21 protein-coding genes are annotated in these 25,118 nt (G+C 32.7%); 5 read left to right on the top strand and 16 right to left on the bottom strand.

Annotated features, from left to right (window positions below; translation table 11 throughout):
- Positions 1-342 precede the first annotated feature (342 nt).
- The 5 genes from pulA to I6L50_RS18990 all read right to left on the bottom strand — a co-directional run bounded on the left by pulA (position 343) and on the right by I6L50_RS18990 (position 9,051).
- Positions 343-2,913: a type I pullulanase gene (pulA, locus tag I6L50_RS19010; RefSeq protein WP_219302375.1), complete on the bottom strand. Its 2,571-nt coding sequence runs from the start codon at positions 2,911-2,913 to the stop codon at positions 343-345.
- Between the two features lie 482 nt (positions 2,914-3,395).
- Positions 3,396-5,099, bottom strand: coding sequence for a M4 family metallopeptidase (locus I6L50_RS19005; protein WP_219302373.1), 1,704 nt, complete (start codon positions 5,097-5,099; stop codon positions 3,396-3,398).
- 676 nt (positions 5,100-5,775) lie between these two features.
- On the bottom strand, positions 5,776-7,722 hold the full coding sequence (locus I6L50_RS19000; RefSeq protein ID WP_002085369.1) for a bifunctional metallophosphatase/5'-nucleotidase: 1,947 nt from the start codon (positions 7,720-7,722) through the stop codon (positions 5,776-5,778).
- Between the two features lie 576 nt (positions 7,723-8,298).
- A complete protein-coding gene (locus tag I6L50_RS18995) occupies positions 8,299-8,814 on the bottom strand; it encodes a DinB family protein (RefSeq protein ID WP_219302371.1) in 516 nt (171 codons plus the stop codon).
- 84 nt (positions 8,815-8,898) lie between these two features.
- Positions 8,899-9,051, bottom strand: coding sequence for a hypothetical protein (locus tag I6L50_RS18990; protein WP_181777901.1), 153 nt, complete (start codon positions 9,049-9,051; stop codon positions 8,899-8,901).
- A gap of 299 nt (positions 9,052-9,350) precedes the next feature.
- On the opposite strand from I6L50_RS18990, the gene secY reads away from it, so the two are divergent.
- Positions 9,351-10,655: a preprotein translocase subunit SecY gene (gene secY, locus I6L50_RS18985; RefSeq protein ID WP_002069884.1), complete on the top strand. Its 1,305-nt coding sequence runs from the start codon at positions 9,351-9,353 to the stop codon at positions 10,653-10,655.
- 97 nt (positions 10,656-10,752) lie between these two features.
- Here the strand turns inward: secY and I6L50_RS18980 are convergent, their stop codons facing one another.
- The 4 genes from I6L50_RS18980 to I6L50_RS18965 all read right to left on the bottom strand — a co-directional run bounded on the left by I6L50_RS18980 (position 10,753) and on the right by I6L50_RS18965 (position 14,142).
- Entirely contained in the window at positions 10,753-10,983 is a 231-nt protein-coding gene (locus I6L50_RS18980; protein WP_257475402.1) for a hypothetical protein, read from the bottom strand.
- Positions 10,984-11,144: 161 nt separating this feature from the next.
- Positions 11,145-11,810, bottom strand: a complete 666-nt coding sequence (locus I6L50_RS18975) for a TetR/AcrR family transcriptional regulator (RefSeq protein WP_219302369.1) — start codon at positions 11,808-11,810, stop codon at positions 11,145-11,147.
- 24 nt (positions 11,811-11,834) lie between these two features.
- A complete protein-coding gene (locus I6L50_RS18970) occupies positions 11,835-12,998 on the bottom strand; it encodes an FAD-dependent oxidoreductase (RefSeq protein ID WP_219302367.1) in 1,164 nt (387 codons plus the stop codon).
- 226 nt (positions 12,999-13,224) lie between these two features.
- Positions 13,225-14,142 carry a DMT family transporter gene (locus I6L50_RS18965; RefSeq protein WP_219302365.1) on the bottom strand — a complete coding sequence of 306 codons (918 nt, stop codon included), beginning with the start codon at positions 14,140-14,142 and terminating at the stop codon, positions 13,225-13,227.
- Between the two features lie 148 nt (positions 14,143-14,290).
- Here I6L50_RS18965 and pdxR point away from each other — a divergent pair, with 148 nt between their 5' ends.
- A complete protein-coding gene (gene pdxR / locus I6L50_RS18960; RefSeq protein ID WP_219302363.1) occupies positions 14,291-15,730 on the top strand; it encodes a MocR-like pyridoxine biosynthesis transcription factor PdxR in 1,440 nt (479 codons plus the stop codon).
- A gap of 337 nt (positions 15,731-16,067) precedes the next feature.
- Here pdxR and I6L50_RS18955 read toward each other — a convergent pair whose 3' ends face one another.
- The 5 genes from I6L50_RS18955 to I6L50_RS18935 form a co-directional block, all read right to left on the bottom strand.
- Entirely contained in the window at positions 16,068-16,490 is a 423-nt protein-coding gene (locus I6L50_RS18955) for a DUF3995 domain-containing protein (RefSeq protein WP_002085376.1), read from the bottom strand.
- Positions 16,491-16,657: 167 nt separating this feature from the next.
- Positions 16,658-17,191: a TetR/AcrR family transcriptional regulator gene (locus I6L50_RS18950; protein WP_002032294.1), complete on the bottom strand. Its 534-nt coding sequence runs from the start codon at positions 17,189-17,191 to the stop codon at positions 16,658-16,660.
- A gap of 242 nt (positions 17,192-17,433) precedes the next feature.
- Positions 17,434-17,931, bottom strand: a complete 498-nt coding sequence (locus I6L50_RS18945; protein ID WP_002085380.1) for a DUF421 domain-containing protein — start codon at positions 17,929-17,931, stop codon at positions 17,434-17,436.
- A complete protein-coding gene (locus I6L50_RS18940; RefSeq protein WP_002085381.1) occupies positions 17,915-18,181 on the bottom strand; it encodes a hypothetical protein in 267 nt (88 codons plus the stop codon). The genes I6L50_RS18945 and I6L50_RS18940 overlap by 17 nt, the downstream gene beginning before the upstream one ends.
- 75 nt (positions 18,182-18,256) lie before the next feature.
- A complete protein-coding gene (locus I6L50_RS18935) occupies positions 18,257-18,460 on the bottom strand; it encodes a hypothetical protein (protein WP_000290880.1) in 204 nt (67 codons plus the stop codon).
- Between the two features lie 398 nt (positions 18,461-18,858).
- Here I6L50_RS18935 and I6L50_RS18930 point away from each other — a divergent pair, with 398 nt between their 5' ends.
- Complete coding sequence (locus tag I6L50_RS18930) at positions 18,859-19,512, top strand: CPBP family intramembrane glutamic endopeptidase (RefSeq protein WP_219302362.1); 654 nt, start codon at positions 18,859-18,861, stop codon at positions 19,510-19,512.
- Between the two features lie 174 nt (positions 19,513-19,686).
- On the opposite strand, the gene I6L50_RS18925 is transcribed toward I6L50_RS18930, so the two are convergent.
- Together I6L50_RS18925 and I6L50_RS18915 are read right to left on the bottom strand one after the other, a co-directional pair.
- Positions 19,687-20,565, bottom strand: coding sequence for an SDR family oxidoreductase (locus I6L50_RS18925; protein ID WP_219303723.1), 879 nt, complete (start codon positions 20,563-20,565; stop codon positions 19,687-19,689).
- A gap of 345 nt (positions 20,566-20,910) precedes the next feature.
- Positions 20,911-22,278 carry an aminotransferase-like domain-containing protein gene (locus I6L50_RS18915; RefSeq protein ID WP_219302360.1) on the bottom strand — a complete coding sequence of 456 codons (1,368 nt, stop codon included), beginning with the start codon at positions 22,276-22,278 and terminating at the stop codon, positions 20,911-20,913.
- A gap of 123 nt (positions 22,279-22,401) precedes the next feature.
- On the opposite strand from I6L50_RS18915, the gene I6L50_RS18910 reads away from it, so the two are divergent.
- Both I6L50_RS18910 and I6L50_RS18905 read left to right on the top strand, forming a co-directional pair.
- On the top strand, positions 22,402-23,340 hold the full coding sequence (locus I6L50_RS18910) for a DMT family transporter (RefSeq protein WP_219302358.1): 939 nt from the start codon (positions 22,402-22,404) through the stop codon (positions 23,338-23,340).
- 17 nt (positions 23,341-23,357) lie between these two features.
- A complete protein-coding gene (locus I6L50_RS18905) occupies positions 23,358-25,049 on the top strand; it encodes a M3 family oligoendopeptidase (protein WP_219302356.1) in 1,692 nt (563 codons plus the stop codon).
- The last annotated feature ends 69 nt before the right edge of the window (positions 25,050-25,118 follow it).

Here is a 25,118-nt window from a genome sequence, read left to right as displayed (position 1 = left end):
TTTATACCAAGTTCATTTCATATGGAAAAGGGTTACTCATCATTTTCACCAGGGGCTTATTTTTATGAAAAGAAATTATTGTTGTTTACCCTTTATATGCAATATTACATATAAAAATCTTTAATTGTTCTGTTATAATTTTAAGAGTAAATTATTCATCCATTAATTTACACCATCCATATCTACAGTTATGGAAACCCTAATTACACATAAAAAAGAGAAGAACCTTGGTGAGTTCTTCTCTTTTTGTTTATTAAATTGTAATATAATTACAGTATGTGAAATTATATTAAGTTAACTTTTAAAGCGAAGTGAAAACAACCGTCACTTCGCTTTTTGCATTTATTTAATCGGTTTCTCTGTTTTTAAAACTAGTGAACTTAATGCAGAAACTTTAATTTTATTGTCATGGACAACGTAAAGTGTTTTACTTCCCGCCTGATTCCCGTTTACTAGCACTTTCCATGGACCTTTCGATGGAAGTGTTATGTCAACGGCTTCCCTATTTGCATTGTGAGCCACCATAAAGTATTCGCTTTTATTCCCACTTCCCTTTCCATCTATTGTATAAGCTACAACATTTTTTGGAACATCGATAAAAGCTACATACTTTTTAATTTGCTCTGCAGATGTCATTCGAAAAGCTGGGTATTTTTTGCGTAAATCTATTAAGCCCTTCATGTACTCTACTTCATTATTAAATGCTGCACGGCGTAACCAGTCCATCTGGTTAATTGAATCAGGAGATTTGTAACTATTATGATCACCATATTTTGTGCGCATAAACTCTTGTCCTGCATGTAAGAATGGAATACCTTGTGATGTTAATAAAATAGAAGAAGATAATTTGTGCATTTGTTTTCGCATTTCTTCACTGTCACCTGAATTAGTCAACTCAAGTTTATCCCATAAAGTATGATTGTCATGTGCTTCCACATAAGTTAGCACCTGCTCCGGATCTTGATAAGTAGACGAATTTGTATCATAGTCAATACCGGCTGTAATGCCTTTTTTAATACGGTCTTCCATGTTTTGTTTTCCATTTACAAAACCATTTTCTTTCTCCTCAAATACACTACCTTTCAATCCATCACGTATATTATCGTTAAAATGAGCAATCCCTTTCATTTTCTCTGCATTTTTTTGATTTGCTTTCAATTCAGCCGCAAGAGGTGTATTTAAATCCCATCCTTCTCCATGCAGAATAATAGAAGGATCAATTTGATTAACAGCTTTACGTATCTCATTCATCGTCTCATAATCATGAATACCCATTAAATCAAAACGGAACCCATCTAAATTGTATTCTTTTGCCCAGTATGTGACGGAATCCACCATAAACTTCCTCATCATTTTTCGTTCCGAAGCGGTATCATTTCCTACACCAGTTCCATTTGCTAATGTTCCATCTTCATTGTAACGATAATAATAACCAGGAACTAACTTATGAAAATTAGATTCAGTGGCATTATACATATGGTTATATACTACGTCCATCACTACACGAAGATTATTATCATGCAGAACTTGAATCATTTGCTTTAATTCAGTTATTCGAACAGTCGGCTCATAAGGATTTGTAGAATAGGAGCCCTCTGGGACGTTGAAATTTTTCGGATCATATCCCCAGTTATATTGTGGTTCATTTAAAGTTTCTTCATTTACTGAAGCATAATCAAATATCGGTAAAAACTGAACGTGAGTAACACCAAGATCTTTCATATGATCAAGTCCTGTTTTTACACCTTCAGGCCCTTTTGTTCCTTTTTCTGTTACACCTAAATATTTCCCTTTTTGCTTAATACCACTTTCAGGTTGGATGGAAAGATCGCGTACATGCAATTCATAAATAATAGCATCTTCCGGATTTTTAAATTTTGGCTTTTTGTTTGCTTTCCATTTTTTCGGATTTGTTTCTTCTAAATCAACAACTGCACCTTTATCTCCATTTACAGAAGCAGCACGCACATACGGATCAACCGCTTCAGTCCACTTATCCCCAATTTTCACCTTATACGTATAAAAGAGACCTTTTTGGTTCCCTTTAAGTTCTGCTTTCCAAGTTCCCTTTTCACCTTGTTGCATGTTTATTTCAGTACCTATTTTATCGCTCCATTTTTTATATGTAACTAACTTCGCTTCACTCGCAGTAGGAGCCCATAAACGGAACTTTGTATGTTGCGGAGTATATATATTCCCTAAATCATTACCACCATAATAAAATAAATTATCAAATTCCTCACTACGAATGACTTTACCGATTTCAGTATTCGCATCAGCTAAGTTTGCTATTTTAACTTTGTATGTTTGTTTTAAATCAATTTTCTGTTCCGTAATTATTTTAACCTTATTAGTAATATCTCCACTATTTTTATCATAAGGACTAATTCCCTTAATTTTAACGCCTTCAATTTCAATTTTCTGTTCCTTACTATTAAACGGAACATTAGTCGTTACAGTAATTTCATTAAAACTATCAATAGTAGCTTTTTGAATTGAGAGATCCGAAGAAGGCTTAGAGTTATATACTTTTTCATCACCCGAAAGGATCCATACTTCAGCACGACCATCCCTTATATTTTCAACCCAGTGATCACCTCCATCTTTTTCCCATTCATTGGTACGAACTATAAATCCTACACGATTATAGTCACCATCTATTTTTATCTTAGCGTATTTTCCAAATTCATCTTCACCAGTAAATTCATAAGATTTACCGTTTGCATTTTCTCCCCATACCCAAAGATTCCAGTCTTTTGTATTTCCAGATTTCTCTTTGTAATGAATGATAACTTCAGTTGTTTTCGAATTTGAAACTGCCTTCACACTCTGAAAAGAGAAAACAGATGATAACATAACGATTATGGCAAGTAATAAAAATGATTTGTTAATTAATCTTTTTGTCATTTGCACCACATACACCCTTTCTTTATATAGTACGAGCTATTTATTATGCTCATACTAAATTACACTGCTTAAATTAATGTAGAAATCCCTTTTACTTCACCCCCATATTGACTATTTTCACGTATGTATTTCAATGATCTTTTAATACGAAAACGTTTGCATTAATGCTTAAAAAAATAGATTTTTTTTGCCTTCATATAGTTGTAAATACTAAAAGATCAGGGAAATCATTTTAAAGCAATCGTTTGTTATCGCTTTCATTCTATAGCACTTACTATTAAGAGGTCAATATATTATTAATTTTCTGTTTTTACACCCTTGAAATCTTATATATTTGTCGTAACTTATTGAAGATAGATGCCTGATTATTGCTTAGTAATTTTATTTTCACTAATACATTGCCACGTAAAAAAACAGCTAATATCTTAATATGATATTAGCTGTTTTTTATAATGTATTAAGATATGAATAAAAACTATATTTCTAACTTACTTAATTTTTGCTGCATCAAATGCTTTTTGCACTGCTTGAACTTCAGCTGTATTCGCCCCATATTTATTAGTTGCCACTCGAATACATGCTGATTTCAATTCTTTGAAATTAGATGTCATGTTTAACTCATCTGTATTTGCATAATAGAAAATATCAAACATTTTATCTTCACCAATTCCTTTAACAGTTACTCCGTTATGAGTTCCGCCTTTTGCAATGAGATACGCAACTTTATTAATAATACTTGAATTAAAATGAACGCCACCTTGATCCCATCCATTAAAATCGTTAAATTCACTGTAATCATCTGGATACGGTACTCCAAGTGAAGATGGAACAGAAGCTGGGTTTTCCATATCACGGAAAACAGATCCAGTTTGTTCGCCCATTGTCCAGTTAAAGCTTCCATTATTTACGTATTTCTCAATAGATGTTCCCATAATATCAGATAGCGCCTCATTAATCGCACCAGATTCACCGTAATATTCAAGATTAGATTCGCTAGAAGTAACAGCATGTGTAAATTCATGTCCAGCTACGTCATATGCCTTGACAATAGGATCGCCATATACAAGCATACTTCCATTATTAGCACTTAATGCATTTTGCCAATTTTTCGGATCGTTCGTATCTTCAGAATCCCAAGCATGTACAACTGAAACTACCTTTTGTCCCTTATTATCAAAACTATTACGCTTATATTTATCTTTATAAAAATCAAATACCTTTGTTGCTAAGTAATGAGCACTTACTGCTTTTGAATCGTTAAATGTTGTTGAAGTGCTGGTTGCTAGTGTACCAGGATAATAGCTTTCTTCTTTAGTAATATCTCTGTAATTCACATCATATGTTTCAATTCCTTGCCCTCTTGTATAATCAGCAAGTGCATATTTGCCATTACTTTGTTTAGAAATACCAAATGAACGAGATATACCTAAATCATCTTTTCCTGTTCCAGTTAATGATGTAAGACTACTTTTTTTACTTTCCTTTAAAGCTCCAACTAGTTTTTCACTTGCTTTTAAGTTAGATTCTTGTACCATATTTTTTAACATATCACCATTTTGTGCATTTACTAAATAAGTTCCGGAAACATAGTTTGGTGTTGCCGCTTCAAAGGTAACTTGGTATGCATTGCTAGCTTGTCCATTATTTTCATCAACAAAAATAACTTCCTTAACTTCTGGCTCAGAAATAAACTTGATATCGTTCCCGTACTTCGTATAAATATATTGTTTCGCTCCATCTTTTGATAGATTAATAGGCTTTTTCAATTCTTCTTGTTTTAAATTTTGCGCGCTATCGCCTGAAACACTTTTAATAACACCCTTATTATCTACGTGTGCAGTTAATTGATGGCCATATGCTTCTTTTCCTTCGTATGTTTGCTGCATACGCACAAGTGTTGTTCCATCATACGAACCACGTTTTTGAAGAACTTTATAATCTACTCCTGTTTCTCCATTGACTTGATTTGGAGAAAGAGCTTGTTCAGCTTTCTCCTTAAGAGCATCTTTTACTACATTCTCTGGTGTTTTTTGTGACGGTTGTGTAAGTTCACCTGAACGGAATGAGTCCTCCTGAATTTGAACTTGAAGTTGATCTGTTTCCTCTGCATGACCTATTCCGTATGGTGCCACAGCTGTTAAAGCTAATCCTGTTGTTAATGCTACCTTAGTTAATGTCTTTGTGTTTTTCATTTTTTCACCTCGTATAATTTTTGAAATAGAAAGCTTGTACAAAGCATACTGTCTACTTATGTCGAAAAAAAGAGAAAATACAAAATTTATGTAATATTATGCAAAATTACATATATGTGGTCGATAAAATAAAAAATGAGCCCTTTTAGGTGCTCATCCAATTGGTTAGTCGTTAATTATCTATATTCATTCTAATCAAAGTACACTTATATCTTATTAACAACATAAAAAACCACTCTTTACTATTTTAAGAATAGTAGATAAATACTTTAGTGAGGCAACGCATATACAAGTTAGATTTTTCAATATAATTTTGTTATTTATGTCTATAGCTGCATGGATTGTAACGTTTTGAGACTGCTGAAGTCTTATATGAGTTTCATCTTGTCAAAAATATCTTTCAAAGATAAATTTGTCTCCCCATTTAAATATAGAAAAGGACATATCTATTGCATGTTATTAACTTAAGGTATGTTCTTTTAAAGCATATTATAAATATACATAGTGAGAAATGAAACAATAATTATTTAAATGAAAAATCCCCTAAATCTTCAAAGCGATTCAGGGGATTTTTTACCGATGATTCTCTATATTTCCATACCGATCACAAACTTTTTTAGGTTAATGGTATGTCCAAGTTTAATAGTTTTTTGCACGAGAGCCATCTTTTTTATATTTATTTAATTATCCTACTAAGTTTTTTGTAAAATTCACCTTTTCTTTTTACATGATTAAACTGATTTGGATTAATATTAGCTTTTTGTGAGAGTGCTACAATCTCTTCTTTTGTAATTGAATCTTTAGTATTTATAGATGCTATATTTGTATATTTTCCATCTTCTGTTTTTGGGATTTCTAAAATCCCTTTATTTATAAGATCAACTACAGCCTTATGCTCTGAAGAATGTGTATCTACACCAGTAATTTTCCAATTATGCATAACTTTTGGCGTGTATACACCGTTCTTTACCTCTTTTAAATATGTAATAGCAAGGTTACGAATGGTTCCACCTGTTTCTCCGAATGCATTCTCTTGTTTAGATGACCAAGTTTGTTCAAATTTACGTCCCTCTAAAGCTCCCCCTTTTGCCTGAAGAGCCTCCATTCTATACGCATTCATTCCTAGCGTCATAACATCGCTCATTTTGATTGGTTTATTTGTACGAATAGAGCGTAAATTTGTAATTCTACTACCATATGGTTTTGTTAAGTCAATTTCGTATTTTACGCCTCCAAAGAAATCGTTCGTACTGTATTTAGACGCACGACGGTTTTTATCAAAGCTAACTGTTACATCTCCGGCACGAGATGAGTTAAAATATCCTGCTGCCCATTCCATATAGTCTTTTAAATCTTTTCCAGTTATCTTATATACTGTAATTTCTCCCAAAGCATATTGATAATTATAAGCAATATCTTTCTTCTTTATAGGACCTATATCCAAACGGGCATAATCATTATCAATTTGATGGGCTACTACATCCGCCTTGCTGTAATGGAGCATGACTTCATGAAAGAAATCAGATAAAGGTGTCTCTTGAATCTGCACACTTGGAATACCCTTTATTTCATTTTCAGGAACAAGGTTTCTACCCTTTAATTGAGCGACTACAACATTTGCATCTCCTCTCGCATACTCATGAAAAGGTGTTAGTGTTTCTTCAAGTGTAGAATCAGATAATACTGTAGTTCCATCAGCATTTTTTACAGGTATAGCGGTAGCTGTTTTATCTTTTAAAACAAGCTTCCCATCTTGCTTTGTAAAAGTAAGGTCAATACGTGAAATATGCGTTCCGTATTTATCTGGTTCTGTAATAATTACGCCATTTACAACTTCTTTTTTTACAAGTTTATGCATATGAGCCGCAAAAATAGCGCTTAGTTCCGGACAAGCATTCGCAATATCTTGAACACCAGTACCTGGGATTCCATTCTCATTTTCTAGTCCCATATGCATAACCCCTACCATTACATCTACTTTATCTTCTAATTCTTTAATAGCCTTTTTTGTCTCTTCTACTGGATTTTTCACTACTAAACCATCCAAATGATCTGTCCCTTTTTCAAAATCACTAATCATTGGTGTATTCATACCAATAATCCCGACTTTAATTCCACCTTTTTCAACAATCGTATATGCAGGAAGAAAACGCTCTCCATTTTCCTTATAAATATTTCCTGCTAACGTCTTTCCCTTGTATTGCTCACTAACTTTTTTCAATGTATCTAATCCAAAGTTGAATTCATGATTTCCAAATGCCCAGGCGTCATATCCCATTGTATTCATTGCTACCATCATTGGCGATTGTGGCTTATCGTTGAATAATTCTACTGAGTTTCCTTGAATTGTATCCCCGGCATCTACTAATATGGTATTTGGATTTTCTTGACGTACCTTCTTTATAACCGTATAAAGCTGCGTCAAACTTCCACTCATATTTGCTCCATCAAGCGCATAATCCCAAGGCATAAATCTACCATGAATATCTGCAGTACCTAACAATGTAATATTAACATTAGATTCCTCAGCCTTAGAAATAGCTGGTTTGACTGTTACTGCTGTTACAAGAAGCATAAGAATAATAAAATAGCATACATAGTTCTTCCATTTCGTTTTTTGCATAATATCAATATTTCTCCCCTTTTTGTACTGTCATAAAGTTGCTTGAACTTTAAAAATATAACTTGTTATTCAGAAAACTTCAACTACAAAAATAAAGAGAATAAAATGCATATATCCCTTAATAGAATTGTATTTTATCGTTTTCTGACAAAATACTTATTCCTCAAACGCGTGAAAGGTGCTTACCCAATGGTAGGTGTAAGATTACTTTCAAAAATTTGGACATATAGCTCATTTCCGAAAATCATTATAACTTAAAGATATAGTGTGTAATGCTGATTACATTTTCGGATTTCATTGCCAATTTATTTCCTTCTAAATGAAAATGCTGAGATCACTTCCAAAAATAATAACCCCGCTCTTCATTTAAGACGGGGTTACACTTATACAGCAAAACGGATTCAGATTTTTTTGAATGTTCGTTTCCTCTTCAGGGGTAAGATCTACTAGTTTCGTAATTTCTTCAGCTTATTGGTTGCTTTCAACTAAATTCATCATAATTTTAATCAGGATTTCTATTTTATCACTCGAAAGCTTGATGCTATCCCAAATCGCTCAAAAAATAGATAATGATGTTTACTTTTCAACTCCACAAAGCAATTTTATCTCTTTAATTTGTTCTATATGACGCTGTTCATGCAAATAGATCAGTTCTATCCACTGATCAAGAAGTAATTCTCCAAGAGCTGGATGCGTCACTGATTTTTTCGCTAATATAGATTCATCTTCTATTGTACTCAGGAAACGCATCAATTCTTTTCTAGAGTCGTTTAACAAATCAACCATTTGCTGCACTTCAAATGGTTTTATACTTGGTTCAATCATTTCTGGGGCTATAAATTTTATCGATCTATCTAATAAAATAGTGTGAATTTCTTTACGCTCATTTAAGATACTATCCATCTTTTTTAATCCCGATGAAATAACTGTTATAACTCTCTCATCTAATAAAACTAAGTGATGACAAACTTGTGCTATACTCCATTTATCCTTATCTGGTTTCCTATTAAATTGAGCATCACTTAACAAAGTAATTTCCTCAAATAATTGATTTCTAGTTTCATAAAACTTGTTATTTACAAATGTATTCATGTGAACTCTCCTTTCATTAGAACCTACATACTTAGATTCCTACGCTAGAAATATTCTCTATGGAAAAAAGATTTTCCTTCACTATTATTCCAATCCAATCTTTTCTTTCTTTAGTAGGTTCTCTAATTCATGCTGAAACGTATGAGTTCTCTCAACATCCTTGAAGATTTCCTTGGGGTTATTATGCGCTACAGCTACATCATAATACTTTCCACGGAATCCCTTCAATATAACCACATAAAACGTTCCTAATTATCAATCTAGCATTAAATATATGTAAAAAATCATCCTATTCATTCATTTTTAATGCTTATGTATGTACATTTGTTAATTTATTAGTTATATTATGGGTATTGAATGATTACGAAAAGTCAATAAATCGCTTGTATAACACCTTATATTTTTATATCCGTGAAAACTACAAAATGTATAAAATTCCATTTGTCAAATGAATTTAATGCGGAAGGAGGTTTGTGGTTACTTCATCGGGATATAATAATCAGTTTTGAACTGATAAAAATATAGGAGGCGACATAATGTTTCGTACGATTTCAAATTTCATGAGAGTAGCTGAGATAAGAAACAAAATTCTTTTTACACTAGCGATGCTAATTGTTTTTCGAATTGGCACGTTTATTCCAGTTCCTCATACTAACGCAGAGGTATTAAAAGTACAAGATCAAGCCAACGTTTTAGGTATGCTAAACGTATTTGGCGGAGGAGCACTGCAACACTTCTCAATCTTTGCTGTAGGTATCACACCATATATTACAGCTTCTATCATTGTACAATTACTACAAATGGACGTTGTACCTAAATTTACAGAATGGGCAAAGCAAGGAGAAATGGGCCGTAAGAAATCAGCTCAATTTACTCGATACTTTACAATCATTCTCGCATTTATACAATCCATTGGGATGTCTTATGGTTTTAATAATATAGCAGGTGGACAATTAATTACAGATCAAAGCTGGACTACATACTTATTTATTGCGACAGTTTTAACTGCTGGTACTGCATTTTTACTTTGGTTAGGTGAACAAATTACCGCTAATGGCGTTGGTAATGGAATCTCAATGATTATCTTCGCAGGACTTGTTGCGGCGATTCCGAATGTCGCTAATCAAATTTATTTGCAACAATTCCAAAACGCAGGCGATCAGTTATTTATGCACATAATAAAAATGGTTTTAATTGGACTCGTAATTTTAGCGATAGTTGTTGGTGTTATTTACATCCAACAAGCAGTTCGAAAAATACCGATTCAATATGCAAAAGCTGTTTCAGGAAACAATCAATATCAAGGAGCAAAAAATACTCATTTACCTCTTAAAGTAAATAGTGCAGGTGTAATTCCTGTTATCTTTGCTTCAGCCTTTTTAATGACGCCGCGTACAATTGCGCAGCTCTTCCCTGATTCAAGCGTATCTAAATGGATAATTGCGAATCTTGATTTTGCACATCCATTTGGAATGACACTATATGTGGGTCTTATCGTTGCCTTCACATATTTCTACGCGTTTATTCAAGTAAATCCTGAACAAATGGCTGAGAATTTGAAAAAACAAAACGGATATGTCCCGGGTATTCGCCCAGGTAAATCTACAGAACAGTATGTAACAAAAATTTTATACCGTTTAACATTTATCGGTGCGATTTTCTTAGGAGCAATTTCAATATTACCACTTGTATTTACAAAAATCGCTACATTACCACCATCTGCTCAAATCGGTGGTACAAGTTTACTAATCATCGTAGGTGTTGCATTAGAAACGATGAAGACGTTAGAAAGTCAACTTGTGAAGCGTCATTATAAAGGTTTTATAAAAAAAGTGAATTAATTACAAAAACACACTAGGATATAAAGACCTAGTGTGTTTTTTATTCTATAAAAATAAAACCCTCATTTTCTCGCTTCATATTTTTATCTTTATTTTATTACCATAAAAGTAGCTCCTTTCTCTCACCTTCAATATATCCCTCGGTGGTTATAAAAAGTCTCAGCATGAATTTATCTATAATTAAATAGTCTGGTACAAAATCTTTTAATGTTATTACTTGCTTTCTAACAATTCTTTTGTCACCTTTTATTCCAAAAACTTTAGCTTCTAAATAATCAATTTCACCTAAAAATAAATCTATCCCTTGATATATAGGGATTCTAACCAATCCTTTAACTTCTGGTTATATTGTGTAAGTTGTCTATTACTATCGTATAAAAAGAGATGTTGAAATTCATTAACAATGTAGTTTGTAGACACAGGTATCATATTTTTCTTTCAAAAAAACAGAGTGCCGCTCAACTAGCTCTCTGTTTTAAACTAATTATATTATTGCGTATGTAAAATACCTTGCAAAACAACTTCTAATCCCCAGCGGAATCGTTCTTCTCCACCAGATAACATATCTTCTTTTAGACTTACAATCATTGGATACCTTGCTGTATCTAAAGCCTCATACGAAGCACGAATTGGGTCAAGAGTGGTACCTTTTTCTTTGCGAGCTGTTTGTTCATATGCGACCGAAGCAGCATATAACAGTAAAATATCTACTCCCCATGCTGATGCTCTTGCATTCACTCCACCTTCATGTAATTGACGCAAAATCTGTTCAGTAAGGGCTAAAGAATTTGGCCCAATTGGAATTGTCATTAAAGCTAATTCTGCCATTCCAGAAGAGTCGAATAAAATTCGAAAATATGAATGTACAAGTGCAAATAGTTCTTTTTTCCATGGTTCATTTTTCTCATCCGTTATTTCAATTTTCCCTAGACCATAATCTAATACATACGCTCTTAATTCATCAGCATTTTTTACGTATACATATAAAGAAGACGGACCTGTATCTAATACTTTTGCAATTTTACGCATACTAAGGCCAGAAATACCTTCAGACTCTAATAGGTCATAAGCAGTCTTAACAATGATTTCCTTACTTAACGGTTCTTTTGCTGGTCGTGAACGACGACTAGTAATTGTATTCGTTTGTTCTTCCATAGTTCTCCTTTAGTAAATATATTTTTATTGTTGCTCATGAAGTTGATTCATAAGATTATACATTTTCATAGTAGCATCCTCTGAGAAACAAATCTCAAGATTATCATTTGACACTTCAGCGGATTGAGAAGAATAATCGTACATTTTTTCTTCGTAATTTCCAATTGCCTCGTTCAAATTATCATGTTTTACAATAGATAATGCAAGTTCTGCCGCATCACGCATCGCTAGATTCACACCTTCTCCAGCAAATGGAGACATTAAATGTGCAGCATCACCAATTAAAGTAACACCAGGCGTACTTTTCCAAGTTAGTCCAACAGGTAACATATAAATTCGTCTAGGAAAAATCGCACCATCTGCACATCTAATATAATTTTTAAGTGTTTCATCCCAGTCTTCGAAATATTGTAGAAGTTGATGTTTTGCTTCTTCTAAATTTTTAAATGGAATTCCACAATTATCAAGCCATTTTTTATCTGTTCTAAAACTTAAATACACGCGAATACTGTCATCTCCATTTAATTGCGCAAGAATTCCTTTATGCTCCGCAAGTGCAAATACTTTGCCACGTCGATTAAATTTCGCCATCTGAGGATGATTTTTCGTTACATTTTTCAAATTCAATTCTACCATGCTAATACCAGTATATTGCGGTATAGAATTTGTGACAAGTGGACGAATTCGAGAGAAGGCACCATCTGCTGCTACCACTAAATCAACAGTGTCTACATGTTCATTTTCAAAATGAAGTTCATGTATACCATTTTCTACAGGAATGGCTTTTGTTAAGTTATAGCCCCAATGTATACATTGCGGATCAACAGAATTTAAAAGTAACTCACGTAAAGTGCCTCGATCAATTTCCGGACGATTTCCGCCATTAGGATCCGCTACTTCATCTAAATATATTTTCCCGTTCTTATCACATAAACGAAAATCTTCTCCCTCATATCTAGCAAGTTCATTAAATTGTTCTAACAATCCTGCTTCTTTAAGCGCCTCTTGTCCGGAATCATGATGAATATCTAATGAACCTCCTTGTTGCCGAATCCATGGTGATGTTTCTCTTTCATATACGACACATTTTAAACCATGTTTCTGTAATATACGAGCTAATGTTAAACCTCCTGGTCCAGCACCTATAATTGCAATACGTTTTTCTCCTTTATTTTTTCTTTCCATCATTTATCACACCTTATATTTTATTGAATTACTTGTTTTATTTATAACATAACGTACACTGTTCGTAAAGTACATCGTTCGTTAATTACTAAGCAAATTATGTTAAACTTAATGTGTAAAAATAAAAAGCATGTTACAAGTCAGTAGTAACATGCTTTTTAAGTTGATAAAGTAATAAACTTTTATTAACTTAATAGTCCAATGATTCCATTTGTATTATTTGTATTATTTACATTTCTTTCTTCAATAACTTCCCTTGCTTAAAATAAACGCCCAGCGTAGAACGATTTGCTAAAAATACACCAATCAAGATTAAACAAGCACCAATTCCCATTGCAGGATTTAATGGTTCTCCTAATACAAAATAACCTACAATAACAGCAATTAACGGAGATACATACAACCAAGTCGATGGAAATACTGGATTTGTTTTTGATAAAAGCCAGTAATATAAACCGTGTCCACCGATAGATCCTACAAATATAAGATATAAAATTGGCCATTGTACATTCCAAGATGTTAATACAGCTAAATTCGGCTGTTCCATTACAACAGATACAATTAATAGCAACACTCCTCCATAAAACATTTGAATGCCGTTAATGAGAAATGGTGATACGTTAGGTAAATCTGAAAGTATCTCTTTAGAACGAATAGAACCTATTCCATAAAACAACTCTCCTACTAATATAACAAGGCAAGCGATACTCCATATGAATGTAAGTTCTTGATGCATTCCAGGTAAAGAAATGCAAAAAACACCAAGGAGTGCTATAACTAAAGCGACAAGTTGTTCTTTTTGCAATTTTGTTTTATTTCTCTTTGATTGTAATAGCAAAATCATCATTGGGGCTGTTGCAGATAGAACTGCAGCTAATCCAGAAGAAATATATTGTTCAGCCCAGTAAAGGGTCGCGAATGTCATAAATGTTAAACAAAAACCAGCATATATAATACGTTTCGATAATAAGTAAGGCATAATATCCTTTCGCTTTAATTTAAAAATAATAATGAGAATAAGGCCCGCCAAAAAGAAACGAATTCCAGCTGAAAATAATGGTGGTGCCCCCGCTTCTATTCCAATTTTTATCGTTAAAAATGTCGTTCCAAAAATAATACATACTAAAATATAATTTAAAATGACCATTTTCCTTCCTCCTTTTTACTCTTGAAATGAGTATAGAGGATATGGTGTATAACAGTGTATCCGCGCATATAACAGTTGAATAAAAATATAGTTGATTGTCAGACTGTTTTTCGCTTTAATTAAATTAAAAAGAAAAACAGGTGATTCTATGAAGATAGTACTGCGTAAAGAATCCAACATACCATATTACCAACAAATATATATGCAAATTGTTGAGAGAATTCAAAGCGGGATGCTTTCACATGGCGATTACCTCCCTTCTTTACGTTCTATGGCCGATGATTTGCAAATTAGTTTATTAACTGTTCGTAAAGCTTATAAACAGTTAGAAACGAAAGGTTATATACGAATTGAACAAGGAAAAGGTGCCTATATACATAAACGTATGAATAAAGATTTCAAACCAATTCCATATCAATGGCAACAAACGAAATCCATTAATGTTATGCGTTCTCAATATGTGATGAACCAACACCGTAAATATTTCGATTTTTCACAGGCGGTCCTTTATCCACGTTTATTACCAAATCCGTTTCTTTCAGATGAAATGCACAAATTACTTAATAAAGATCAAATGATACTAGCAACTTACGGACCTGTTCAAGGCGATAAAGAACTTAGAGTGGAAATAACAAACTACTTAAAAGAACACCAACAATTAGTTACAGATCCATCTCAATTATTAATTACAAGTGGTGCCCAGCAAGGAATCGATTTAATCGCCCAAACATTATTAAAGCCTGGAGACATAGTGTTAGTAGAAAGTCCGTGTTATGGAGCGGCGCTTGATGTATTTGTTAATAAAGGAGTTCAAATTATCCCTGTTAGTCTTGATAACAACGGCATTCGCTCAGATTTAATCGATGATATTTGTCAAAGAAAGAATCCTGTTTTGTTATATGTGAATCCTACTTTTCAGAATCCAACGGGTACAGTAATGAGTAAAGAAAGAAGAATGGAACTTGTAGAACTAGCAGAGCTTTATCAATTTTTCATTTTAGAGGATGATTCTTTCGGAGAGATATATTTTGAGGATTTTAAAATTCCCCCTCCAATAAAAAGCTTTGATACAAATGGTCATGTTATATATTTAAAAGGATTTAGTAAAACGTTAGCACCAGGTCTTCGCATCGCGGCACTTATAGCTGAAGGTCCTATCTTTGAATGGTTATACGCCGTGAAGGCTTCGATGGATATTGGTAGTCCCTTATTGACACAAAAAGCACTACTTCCTTTTTTACGAGCGGAACGAATGAAAAATCATTTAGAAAAATTACGTACTGCTTTACAAATTAGACGCGATTTAACAATTGATATATTATCTCCATTAAAAGAATTAGAATTTGAAATACCTAATGGTGGATTTAACTTATGGGTTACACTCCCGCAGTCAATCGATCCTTTTACATTATTACAAAAAGCGAATGAAGTAGATGTTTCTTTTTTACCTGGAACAGCTTGTTTGTTAAGCCATGAAACTCAATATAATCATTTACGAATTAGTTATTCAATGTTAAATGATAAAGATATGTTGATTGGATTAGAAAGATTACATGATACAATTGCTAAGTTTAAATCAATGATTTAAACTCCAAAACAACAACTAACCTCTTATTCACACAATAAAAAACCAACACTTTAAAATTTTATTAAAAGTCAAGATATAAGCTGAACCTATTATTAATAGTGAATTCTTATCTAATTTCATACATTAGATTTATAAAAATTAAAAGGATAGAAGAGCTTGAATAAATTCGCCCTATCTATCCTCTTTTTAAACACAAATGACTAATCATAGCGGACTTCGCTGTCACCAGAACCCGTATTGCTCTATTGCTATGCTCAAACTTTTTATTACTACTTGTTCAATAAGAGGTGTTTTCTTCCTGCATAAAATTTATTTTATAGGGAATTCATTATACTTATTAAAACAACAACATGATATAGACAAAACCAAAGAATAAACATAATGGACTATAGAACCAAGTGTCATATCTAGCAAACTGCGAATGTTTAATTTTTTTGAAAAATCCAACAAACTTAAAATCACCAATTGCCCTAATAATGAAAACTAAAGCACAGACAATACTTCCGATTTTAGATAAACTATTTGCTTCGAACCCCTGCAAATAACCTACTTGAACAACAATAATGACACTAGCTAATAGAATAAGAATGGCTACGAATAATGTTCCCCATATTCTCGGAGTAAAAGCAGGCTTATGTTCTCCCTCTTTTACTGGGATAACAGCAGCAGAACCCCATCGACCTCCAAAAGCCCAATAAATATGCAAAAAACTGATAAACCACAGAAGCCCCACAGCTACTACTATTAATAGTAATTTCATTTATTCGCCCCCAATTTCGTAACTTCAAAGATAACATACACTACCGTATGTTATAGTGAAAATTTTGTCCCTTCAGGTTTTATAACCATATTAGGGACATTTATTATCTAATAATCAATTATGCCTCAGCATAATTCGGTGACATCCGCCGGAGGCTTTCACTTCTTTCAGTGGATGTTTGGACACCCGCTGAAAGAAGTGAAAAGCTCAACCATTTTATCAATATCAAAATTAGGATTTGCTTCAAACCTTGTCATCCATCCTACATACGTTAAATAGGCAAGTCTCGCTCGATCAATTGATTCAGTTTCGTCTACGCCCATTTTTTGATACAATTTTGCAACACAAGAAATTCTTTGTTCTTCTATATCTACTAAACGTGTTGCCACAACAGGATCATATTTAGCCCAAGCATAAATACCATTCTCAATTTTTTTATCTCGATTAAAACTAATCTGTAATAGCTGTTCTAAAGAGGCATCCTGTTGCTCCATACTTTGAACAATCAGCTTTGTTGCATGTACTTCCCAAAAGTCGAGCATAGAATCTAAAAGCTCTTGATGGTCACGAAAATAGTGATAGAAGCTTCCTTTGCTTATTTTTAGCAATCGAGCAAGTGCTTCAATACGAACTTTATGTATACCTTCATTAGCTAATTGTTGTAATCCTACTTTTATCCAGTCTTCTCTCGTTAATTGCATATTATCTCTCCAATAAAATACGCTAGCGTATGTTTTACGTTAGATTACTACTATTCTCATTTTTTGTCAATTATTCATTCTGTTTATTTTTATGAACTTTAACGTTGTTGTTAATCGTAATATTGATCGTCATCACCCTCGGTAAATTGGATAACACGAAAGTCCCTTCAGGGTTACTGAAGGGACTTTTACACGTTTGCGAAAAGTGCCTTTATGTACAAGAAGCACTTTTCAGTCTAAAACTATTTTTTCAGATTGCATTGCTCTAGAAGCTTTTCTAGCATTTCCAAAGTAACTGGTTGTGCCTTAGTAGTTAGTTGATACCCAATCCGTCCATTCGTTTCTACAGTTGCTTGTTGTAAATTCTTGATTTCATGTATACCTTTTTCTCTCAGATGCATAAATAATTGTTGTTCTGACATTTTCGCGCGTAATAAATTCTTTTTTAAGATTTCTCCGTTTTCTATAACAATAATGCTATTTCCATTTAGAAACTTTTCTACTTTTCGTGATTTCAATTCAAAAAAATGAATAATAAGTAAAACACCCGCAAAAATAAACGCAGCAAAAATAGATGGGCCTACTTTCCTACTTAATATAGGTTCTACAATAATACGTCCTATAGAAACCACAATAATAATTTCAGCTCTCGTCATTTGGCTAACAGATTTACTACCTGTCAATTTTAAAACAATAATTCCAGTGAGGATTAAAATAATGCTTTCAAAAAGTATATTCATTACAGCCCAATCCTTTAATAGTGAATGTTACTAGTATTCCCATTAAAGGATTTTTATGATATTTTAAAGTATCCATGCTCTTTACGTGCCTTATTCTTTGAGGCACCTCTCTCCCAGCTAGTACTGGTAAAGCATCAATTTTCTTCATTGCTTCTACTTGTGATTCGTTACGAATCATTGCATACACAGTATGACCTTCTGAAAACATTCCAAAATCATTACAAGAAGACATTAAGACCGATGTCGTCATTGACTTAGATACGGACTATATTTATATCCCTAATAGATAACAATAACCCAGTAAACTAAAATGGTTTAATGTAACTTACGATTCAGACAAGAATTTAATAAAATAAGTAATTGCCCAAATAGAAGTCGCGAATTGAGTGACAAAATACATTGTCCATTCGAAAGAAGTCAGTTTTCTCTCTCGTTTAATCTTCTTTAAGTATCTGTAAAATATTAATGTACTCAAAAACATAAGTAATAAAGAGAATTGTTGTAAATCATCGACTATACGTACCGCCATAGACTCCATCACCCTCCTATACAAAATATAGACTATACTTTAAGGATATCATTTTTTTGGTAATGATTCCCTATATATTTAATGAAGTTAAAAAATGTTTTATGCGATATATGTGTAAAGATAATAAAGTTGTTTAATTTTGTTCTTAGAAATACATTAATCGCCTACTCATAAATTTGATGGGCGATTATTATTTTTGTTTAATAATTGCTTTATTTCAATCACGACATTAATAATAGGTTTTGGTCTAAATGATTCTTACAAGGAATCTCCTAATCTTGGACTTACTGATTTGGAAAAATAAAATTATTATGATCGTCTCAATTACCATTATTTTAGAGAACAATGTGCTATTATATATTCGTAATCAATGAAATAATAAGAAAGAAGGGGCTGTTGTGGAAACAAAGATTATAGAAACAGAGAAGAAAATTGATTCAAAATCCCTTTTGGCTTTGGGATTATTAATTATTTCCGGGATTGTATATCAACTTTTCGCAGTGTTAGGAGATAATATACCTGAAGTATTGGGAATGATTCTTGAAGCTTTATGGAATCTTGTATTATGTGGAATTATAGGATACTATTTTTTAGGAAAAATATCATTAGAGCAATTTAAACATTTTAATATTAGGACATTACTTTGGGGTTTGCCTTTAACAATTATCGTAGGTATGGCTTCCAACTTAATATTCAGTTACATTTTTGAACCTGCAACTAAAAATTCCGTTGCTGAAGTAATAAGTATTTCTATGATTTTATTCCGTGTACCCTTTATGTTAATGGGTGAAGAGTTGATTTGCACTAATATAATTATCGCATTACAAAAATTAGGATTAAAATTTGGCACGGCATCATTAATATGTAGTTTGTTGTTCGCTTTGTGGCATATTCCAGCTTATGGTTTTGTGCCAATGCAGTTATTAATAACTATAATCCCAATTAGATTAGCACTAAATTATATATGGAAAAATTCAAAAAGTATTTGGGTAAGTTGGATTTGTCACTTTATTTTTGACTGTATTTCATTTGTACCAATGCTTTTTAAATAACTATTTTATCCCTCTATTTGTGGGCAGTAAACGCCCAATTGGTGAAGGCTAATAATCAGTGGAGAATGGACACCTCCACACTGATTAAAGTTTCACTTTATTTTTAAGAGGACTTTATTATTTATGTACAGTATAAAGAAAAAGAGCACTCAGCTATTGAGTGCTCTAAAAACATTAATTTTGATTCAAAACATTCTCCTCAAAATATTTCCCCCAATCTGGGCGTCTTCCATCCATATCTGTAAATCCATACTCTCTTCCTAATTCCCATGAACTTAACGCTCGTCCAGTTTTTTCATGAACAGTTGGATCACTTGCTAAAGATGCAATTGCTCTTCCAACAAAGAAAGGAGTTTCTGATGCGATAAAATGAGGGTCTTGTTTAGCTCCTTCTCGCCAATTCTCCTCTGTTACACCAAATATATCTAACATCGCTTCTGAACGAAGGAATCCTGGACTAACTGCGACAGCTGTAATATTGTGTTGTTCTAAATCTTTCGCCATAGCTTCTGCTAAATGAATTGTTGAGACTTTTGCTAAACTATAGTACAAATTACCTCGATATTGATAATCGACGCCATCTGTAATTTCAATAACAAGTCCCATTTTATTTTTCACCATTAATGGTACACCGTAATGGCTTGTCATTATATGAGAATGAACAGCTCTTTGTTGCATAAGTAGTCCGTTATGTAGGTTGTGTTCCCAGAAAGGTTTCTCCCATTCCGTTAAAGGATCGCCGCCCCAAACATCGTTTACTAAAATATCAAGCTGTCCATTTTGTTCTTCTTGAATCTTTGTAAATAAAGCTTTAATATCTTCTTCTACTGTATGGTCAACACGAACTGCGATTCCTTTTCCGCCTTGCTTTGTAACAAGCTCTGCCGTTTCTTCAATCGTTTCAGTTCTCCCCATACAGGATAAATTCCCTTTTGTACTTCTTCCTGTTACATATACAGTTGCACCGGCTTCACCAAGCATCATCGCAATACCTCTTCCGGCGCCTCGTGTTGCTCCGGCCACAACTGCTACTTTACCTTGTAATGGTTTCATATCATTCTCCTTAATTATTTTTGGTACACTCTTATTATCATATTTTTTATATAGATTTCTCCATGTGGAGTAATAAATTTTAACGTAATTACACCACAAACACCATTATAAAACTGAAACTCACCTTGCATATTTGATATAGAGACTTCCTTATCTTTAAATGAGCTTCACATTTGATATAGGAATGTTGTTATGATCGACAATAACAGCCTTCGTATGAATTGCAACTGTTAAACATTCTTTACTTTTCTTATTATATATAGTAATTGTAATCACTCCAATGACTACAGCAACACATACATAAAGCCATTATTTTTCTATACACAACAAGACCCTTTATAAGCACTATTCTTTTTTGAACTGAAAATCTACACGGTTCATTCGCTTTATTTCCTCACTTACTTTGCGAATCCCTTCTTCAATCTTGTCTTCTTTTACATTTGATACGTTTAACTTTAACAATCTCTCTTTATGAAAGTTACTTAAATAATTTTTATCAATAGAATCTATGCTTATTTGACTCTTGCTTAAATTTTTAATAAATGTGTCCGTGACTATATTTCTGTTCAACTGTAAGCAAGTATGTATCCCGATTGGATCAACTGTTCTATAAGTAAACAAATGTGGATTTTCATTTTGAACACCTTCTACTACTGCCGCTAGTTTTTTTGACCTATTGTAGTAAGATGCTTTTATTTTATGTTTATGCCGATCAAACATTCCGCTCTTTATGTAAATTTCTAAAGCAGCTTGCGAAATCATAGGACTATCGATATCTAAAATCTTTTTATACTTATAAAAGGCATCTGTAATGGATTGCGGGATGACTGCAACACCGACTCGCAAACCAGGAAAGATGATTTTCGAATAACTTTTTAAATATATAACATGATTACAATTATCTTGGCTGTAAAACGTATCTACTTTTGAATCAGTTTCTAAATCTGCTAAATAGTCGTCTTCCACTATAAATACATTATATTTCTTCGCAAGTTTAATAATCTTTTCTCTCTCTTTTTTAGAATACGAAGTTCCAAGTGGATGATGAAATCTTGGAGTTGTATAAAAGAATTTAATTTTTTCTGTGCTAAATATCCGCTCTAGTTCATTTAAATCTATCCCTTCATGCGTACGCTTTATTCCGATCACAGGGATCTTATTTATTTCTACATATTCAATATATAAATGATAACTTGGCTGCTCAATTAGTATCGTTTCGTTTTCATTCGGAAATGGTATTGAAGTTAATATAGCAAGCGCCTGCTGCACACCTGACGTTATAAATATATTATCTTCCTTTGTGAAAACTTGATAGTTTGCTAATTGTTTTTGCACAACCGAAATTAAAGATGGTAACCCTTTCGGTGTTCCGTATATAAACAAATCATTCTTATATGTATCAATCGCTTTATTAATGCAATGCTGAAAATCTAAGTATGGAAAATCTGGATCTGGGGCCGAAGAAGCGAAATCAATAATCTCGTTACTTTCTACGTAACTTCCAGATTTCTTAACAACGTAGTATCCACTTTGAGGTACAGAATAAATAATATGACGCTTTTCCAATTCATGCAGCGCTCGTATTACAGTCGCCTTATTACATTCATATTGTGTAACAAGCGACCGTATAGACGGTAATTTCTTTCCTTCTTTTATCTCACCATTTTGAATCATACTTTCTAAGTCGTTCAAAACATGTAAATATTTATACATCATTACACCTCCTATTTTTTGTACCGGTACAGTTTGCATTTGTTCACATTGTAGCACTAGATCATAAAGATTACTATGTACGTATACTGGCCAGTAAGAAATTAACTACTATGAGGTGAAATTATGAAAAATACAACAAAAGCATATTTATCAGCGTTACTCTATTCTTTAATTATTGGATTTTCATTTATGTTTGTGAAACTAGCATTAACCATTACGAGCCCTCTTGATACTCTTGCTCATCGTTTTACAATTGCTTTCATAGCAGCAAGCATTCCGATTATTTTCGGTTTTGTAAAGTTAAATATATCATTTAAAAACATACTTACACTTTTACCACTCGCAATATTTTATCCAGCATTGTTCTTTGCTTTCCAAGCATTTGGCTTAGTATATACAAGTTCATCTGAAGCTGGAATTATACAAGCAGCGATCCCTATATTTACGATGATACTAGCTTCCTATTTTTTAAAAGAATATACGAATACATGGCAAAAAACATCAGTATGTATTTCTGTCATAGGTGTCATTTATATATTTGTTATGAATGGTATAGGGGCTCATGAAACGAGCTTCATCGGTGTTATCCTCATTTTATTATCGGCATTATCATCTGCTTGCTATAATGTATTAGCTCGAAAAATGACAAAGAAATTCAAGCTAATGGATTTAACATACACAATGACAGCAATCGGTTTTATTAGTTTTAATTTCATCGCAATCATTGACCATATGAACAAAGGTACAATAACTGTATACTTTAAGCCATTTACGAATGGAACATTCCTTATCTCCATTTTATATTTAGGATTATTATCTTCCTTACTAACAGCATTGTTATTAAACTATTCATTATCTTATATTGAAGCAGCGAAAATAAGTGTTTTTAGCAACTTATCTACACTTATTACCATTATCGCAGGCGTTGTATTCTTACAGGAGCAAATTTCCTACTATCATATTGTCGGTACACTTATGATTGTTCTTGGAGTAATAGGCACAAATTTTCTAGGCAAAAAAGGAATCATAGCGAAAAAGAAGAATACCTCCTTGAGTAAATAAAAAGTGAGGGGTAAATAATGCAGAACTCTAATACGATCGATATCCGTAATATACATGAGCTAGAAAACGAATTGTCTACTTTATTAAGTAAACCCATTTCTTCAGGAGAAGATTTAGAAAATTGGCTGAAAATACAGTCGAAATTAATATGGGAAATCGAAGAACAATTAAGATCACACTATATTGACTTTCAATGTAATACAGATAACAAAGAAATAAAAGATACGTTTGAATATGATCAACAATATGTAAGGCCTCTTTTGAAACGTTATCAAAATTCATTTGATAATAAATATTTAGAGTCACCATTTCGAATGCAACTTGATCCAAAAACTTATAGCTTACTAGATAAAAAAATAAAAAATGCGCAAACATTATTTTGTGAAAAGAACATTGATTTAGAAATAAAAGAAGACAAATTAGTAACCGAGTACTTCGAAATTACAGGCAGTTTGACTGCACTATGGGATGGCGAAGAAAAAACAATTACTGAACTACAGTCTTACTTACAAAATCCGAATCGTGATATACGAAAAAAAGCAAAAACGCTCATTTCCGAAAAATTTTTATCTGTTGAAAATAATTTACAACATATTTTAAATGAATTAATTGCAATCCGTCACCAAAAGGCCAAAAACATTCAATTAGATAATTATCGTGATTATATGTTTAAAAAATATGAACGTTTTGATTATACGGCTGATGATTGCTATGAACTTGCAGAATCCGTTCGTAAATACGTTGTGCCACTTATTGATAATATATTTAATGAGAAAAAAGCTGAACTTCAAGTAGATACACTTCGTCCGTGGGATCTAAAAGCAGCCGCACCAAATCAAAAAGTGTTAAAACCCATTGAAGACGAGAGTGATTTAATCGAAAAAAGTTCTCATATTTTACAAAAACTAGACCCAGAATTTTCTGCATTATTGAGCCGTATGCATAAAAATGATTGCTTAGATTTAGAAAGTCGTAAAGGAAAAGCACCTGGAGGATTTTGCGAACACTTACCTGCTTCTCAATTATCTTTTATTTTTATGAATCTCAATCATACACATTATGATGTTACTACTTTCCTCCATGAAATGGGCCATAGTATTCATAATGAATGTATGAAGCAGCTAAAGCTACAAAAATATTTAGAAATCCCTTCAGAATCAGCTGAGCTAGCCAGCATGACAATGGAATTGTTTTCGATGGAGTATTGGGATACATTTTATGAGAATACAGAAGAATTTATAAAAGCAAAATTAGATTTCTTTAAAGATATTGTTAAGTATTTACCACAAATGCTTATCGTTGATCAATTCCAACATTGGATGTATGAAAATCCAAATCATACTGCTAAAGAAAGAAATGAAAAATATTTAGAATTACATAACACTTACCAATCGAATGTGGTAAATATTGAAGGTTATGAAAACTGGATAGCAACTGGCTGGTTACCTGTACTACACATATTCGAAATACCATTCTATTATATCGAATATGCAATCGCGCAACTTGGTGCATTGCAAATGTATAAACAATATAAAGAGAATCCTAAACAAGCACTACAAAATTACAAACAAGCATTATCCCTAGGTAGCTCTGAATCCTTACCAGAGGTATATGAAGCAGCTGGAATTCGTTTTGATTTTTCTAGTGAGACAATAAAAGAATTAATGGCATTTGTAAAAGAAGAATTAAATTTACTTGAACAAATATAAGTAAAAAAGATGCACCTATACTTTTAGGTGCATCTTTTTTACTGTATTCTCTTCTAATTAGTTTCAATT

Origin of the sequence: Bacillus sp. FDAARGOS_1420 (assembly GCF_019344915.1) — a bacterium.
Taxonomy (GTDB): domain Bacteria; phylum Bacillota; class Bacilli; order Bacillales; family Bacillaceae_G; genus Bacillus_A; species Bacillus_A mycoides.
The sequence above is the reverse complement of the archived record's forward strand: the minus strand, read 5'-3'. Positions and strand labels throughout refer to the sequence as shown.

What these genes read in the sequence shown, in the direction of transcription:
- I6L50_RS18965 (WP_219302365.1), bottom strand. Translation starts at nt 14,142, where the DNA reads ATGGTCATTTTAAATTATATTTTAGTATGTATTATTTTTGGAACGACA.
- I6L50_RS18945 (WP_002085380.1), bottom strand. Translation starts at nt 17,931, where the DNA reads ATGAATATACTTTTTGAAAGCATTATTTTAATCCTCACTGGAATTATT.
- I6L50_RS18935 (WP_000290880.1), bottom strand. Translation starts at nt 18,460, where the DNA reads ATGGCGGTACGTATAGTCGATGATTTACAACAATTCTCTTTATTACTT.
- pdxR (WP_219302363.1), top strand. Translation starts at nt 14,291, where the DNA reads ATGAAGATAGTACTGCGTAAAGAATCCAACATACCATATTACCAACAA.
- I6L50_RS18955 (WP_002085376.1), bottom strand. Translation starts at nt 16,490, where the DNA reads ATGAAATTACTATTAATAGTAGTAGCTGTGGGGCTTCTGTGGTTTATC.
- I6L50_RS18910 (WP_219302358.1), top strand. Translation starts at nt 22,402, where the DNA reads ATGAAAAATACAACAAAAGCATATTTATCAGCGTTACTCTATTCTTTA.
- I6L50_RS18995 (WP_219302371.1), bottom strand. Translation starts at nt 8,814, where the DNA reads ATGAATACATTTGTAAATAACAAGTTTTATGAAACTAGAAATCAATTA.
- I6L50_RS18975 (WP_219302369.1), bottom strand. Translation starts at nt 11,810, where the DNA reads ATGGAAGAACAAACGAATACAATTACTAGTCGTCGTTCACGACCAGCA.
- secY (WP_002069884.1), top strand. Translation starts at nt 9,351, where the DNA reads ATGTTTCGTACGATTTCAAATTTCATGAGAGTAGCTGAGATAAGAAAC.
- I6L50_RS18970 (WP_219302367.1), bottom strand. Translation starts at nt 12,998, where the DNA reads ATGATGGAAAGAAAAAATAAAGGAGAAAAACGTATTGCAATTATAGGT.
- I6L50_RS19005 (WP_219302373.1), bottom strand. Translation starts at nt 5,099, where the DNA reads ATGAAAAACACAAAGACATTAACTAAGGTAGCATTAACAACAGGATTA.
- I6L50_RS18940 (WP_002085381.1), bottom strand. Translation starts at nt 18,181, where the DNA reads ATGACGACATCGGTCTTAATGTCTTCTTGTAATGATTTTGGAATGTTT.
- I6L50_RS18925 (WP_219303723.1), bottom strand. Translation starts at nt 20,565, where the DNA reads ATGAAACCATTACAAGGTAAAGTAGCAGTTGTGGCCGGAGCAACACGA.
- I6L50_RS19000 (WP_002085369.1), bottom strand. Translation starts at nt 7,722, where the DNA reads ATGCAAAAAACGAAATGGAAGAACTATGTATGCTATTTTATTATTCTT.
- I6L50_RS18915 (WP_219302360.1), bottom strand. Translation starts at nt 22,278, where the DNA reads ATGTATAAATATTTACATGTTTTGAACGACTTAGAAAGTATGATTCAA.
- I6L50_RS18905 (WP_219302356.1), top strand. Translation starts at nt 23,358, where the DNA reads ATGCAGAACTCTAATACGATCGATATCCGTAATATACATGAGCTAGAA.
- I6L50_RS18950 (WP_002032294.1), bottom strand. Translation starts at nt 17,191, where the DNA reads ATGCAATTAACGAGAGAAGACTGGATAAAAGTAGGATTACAACAATTA.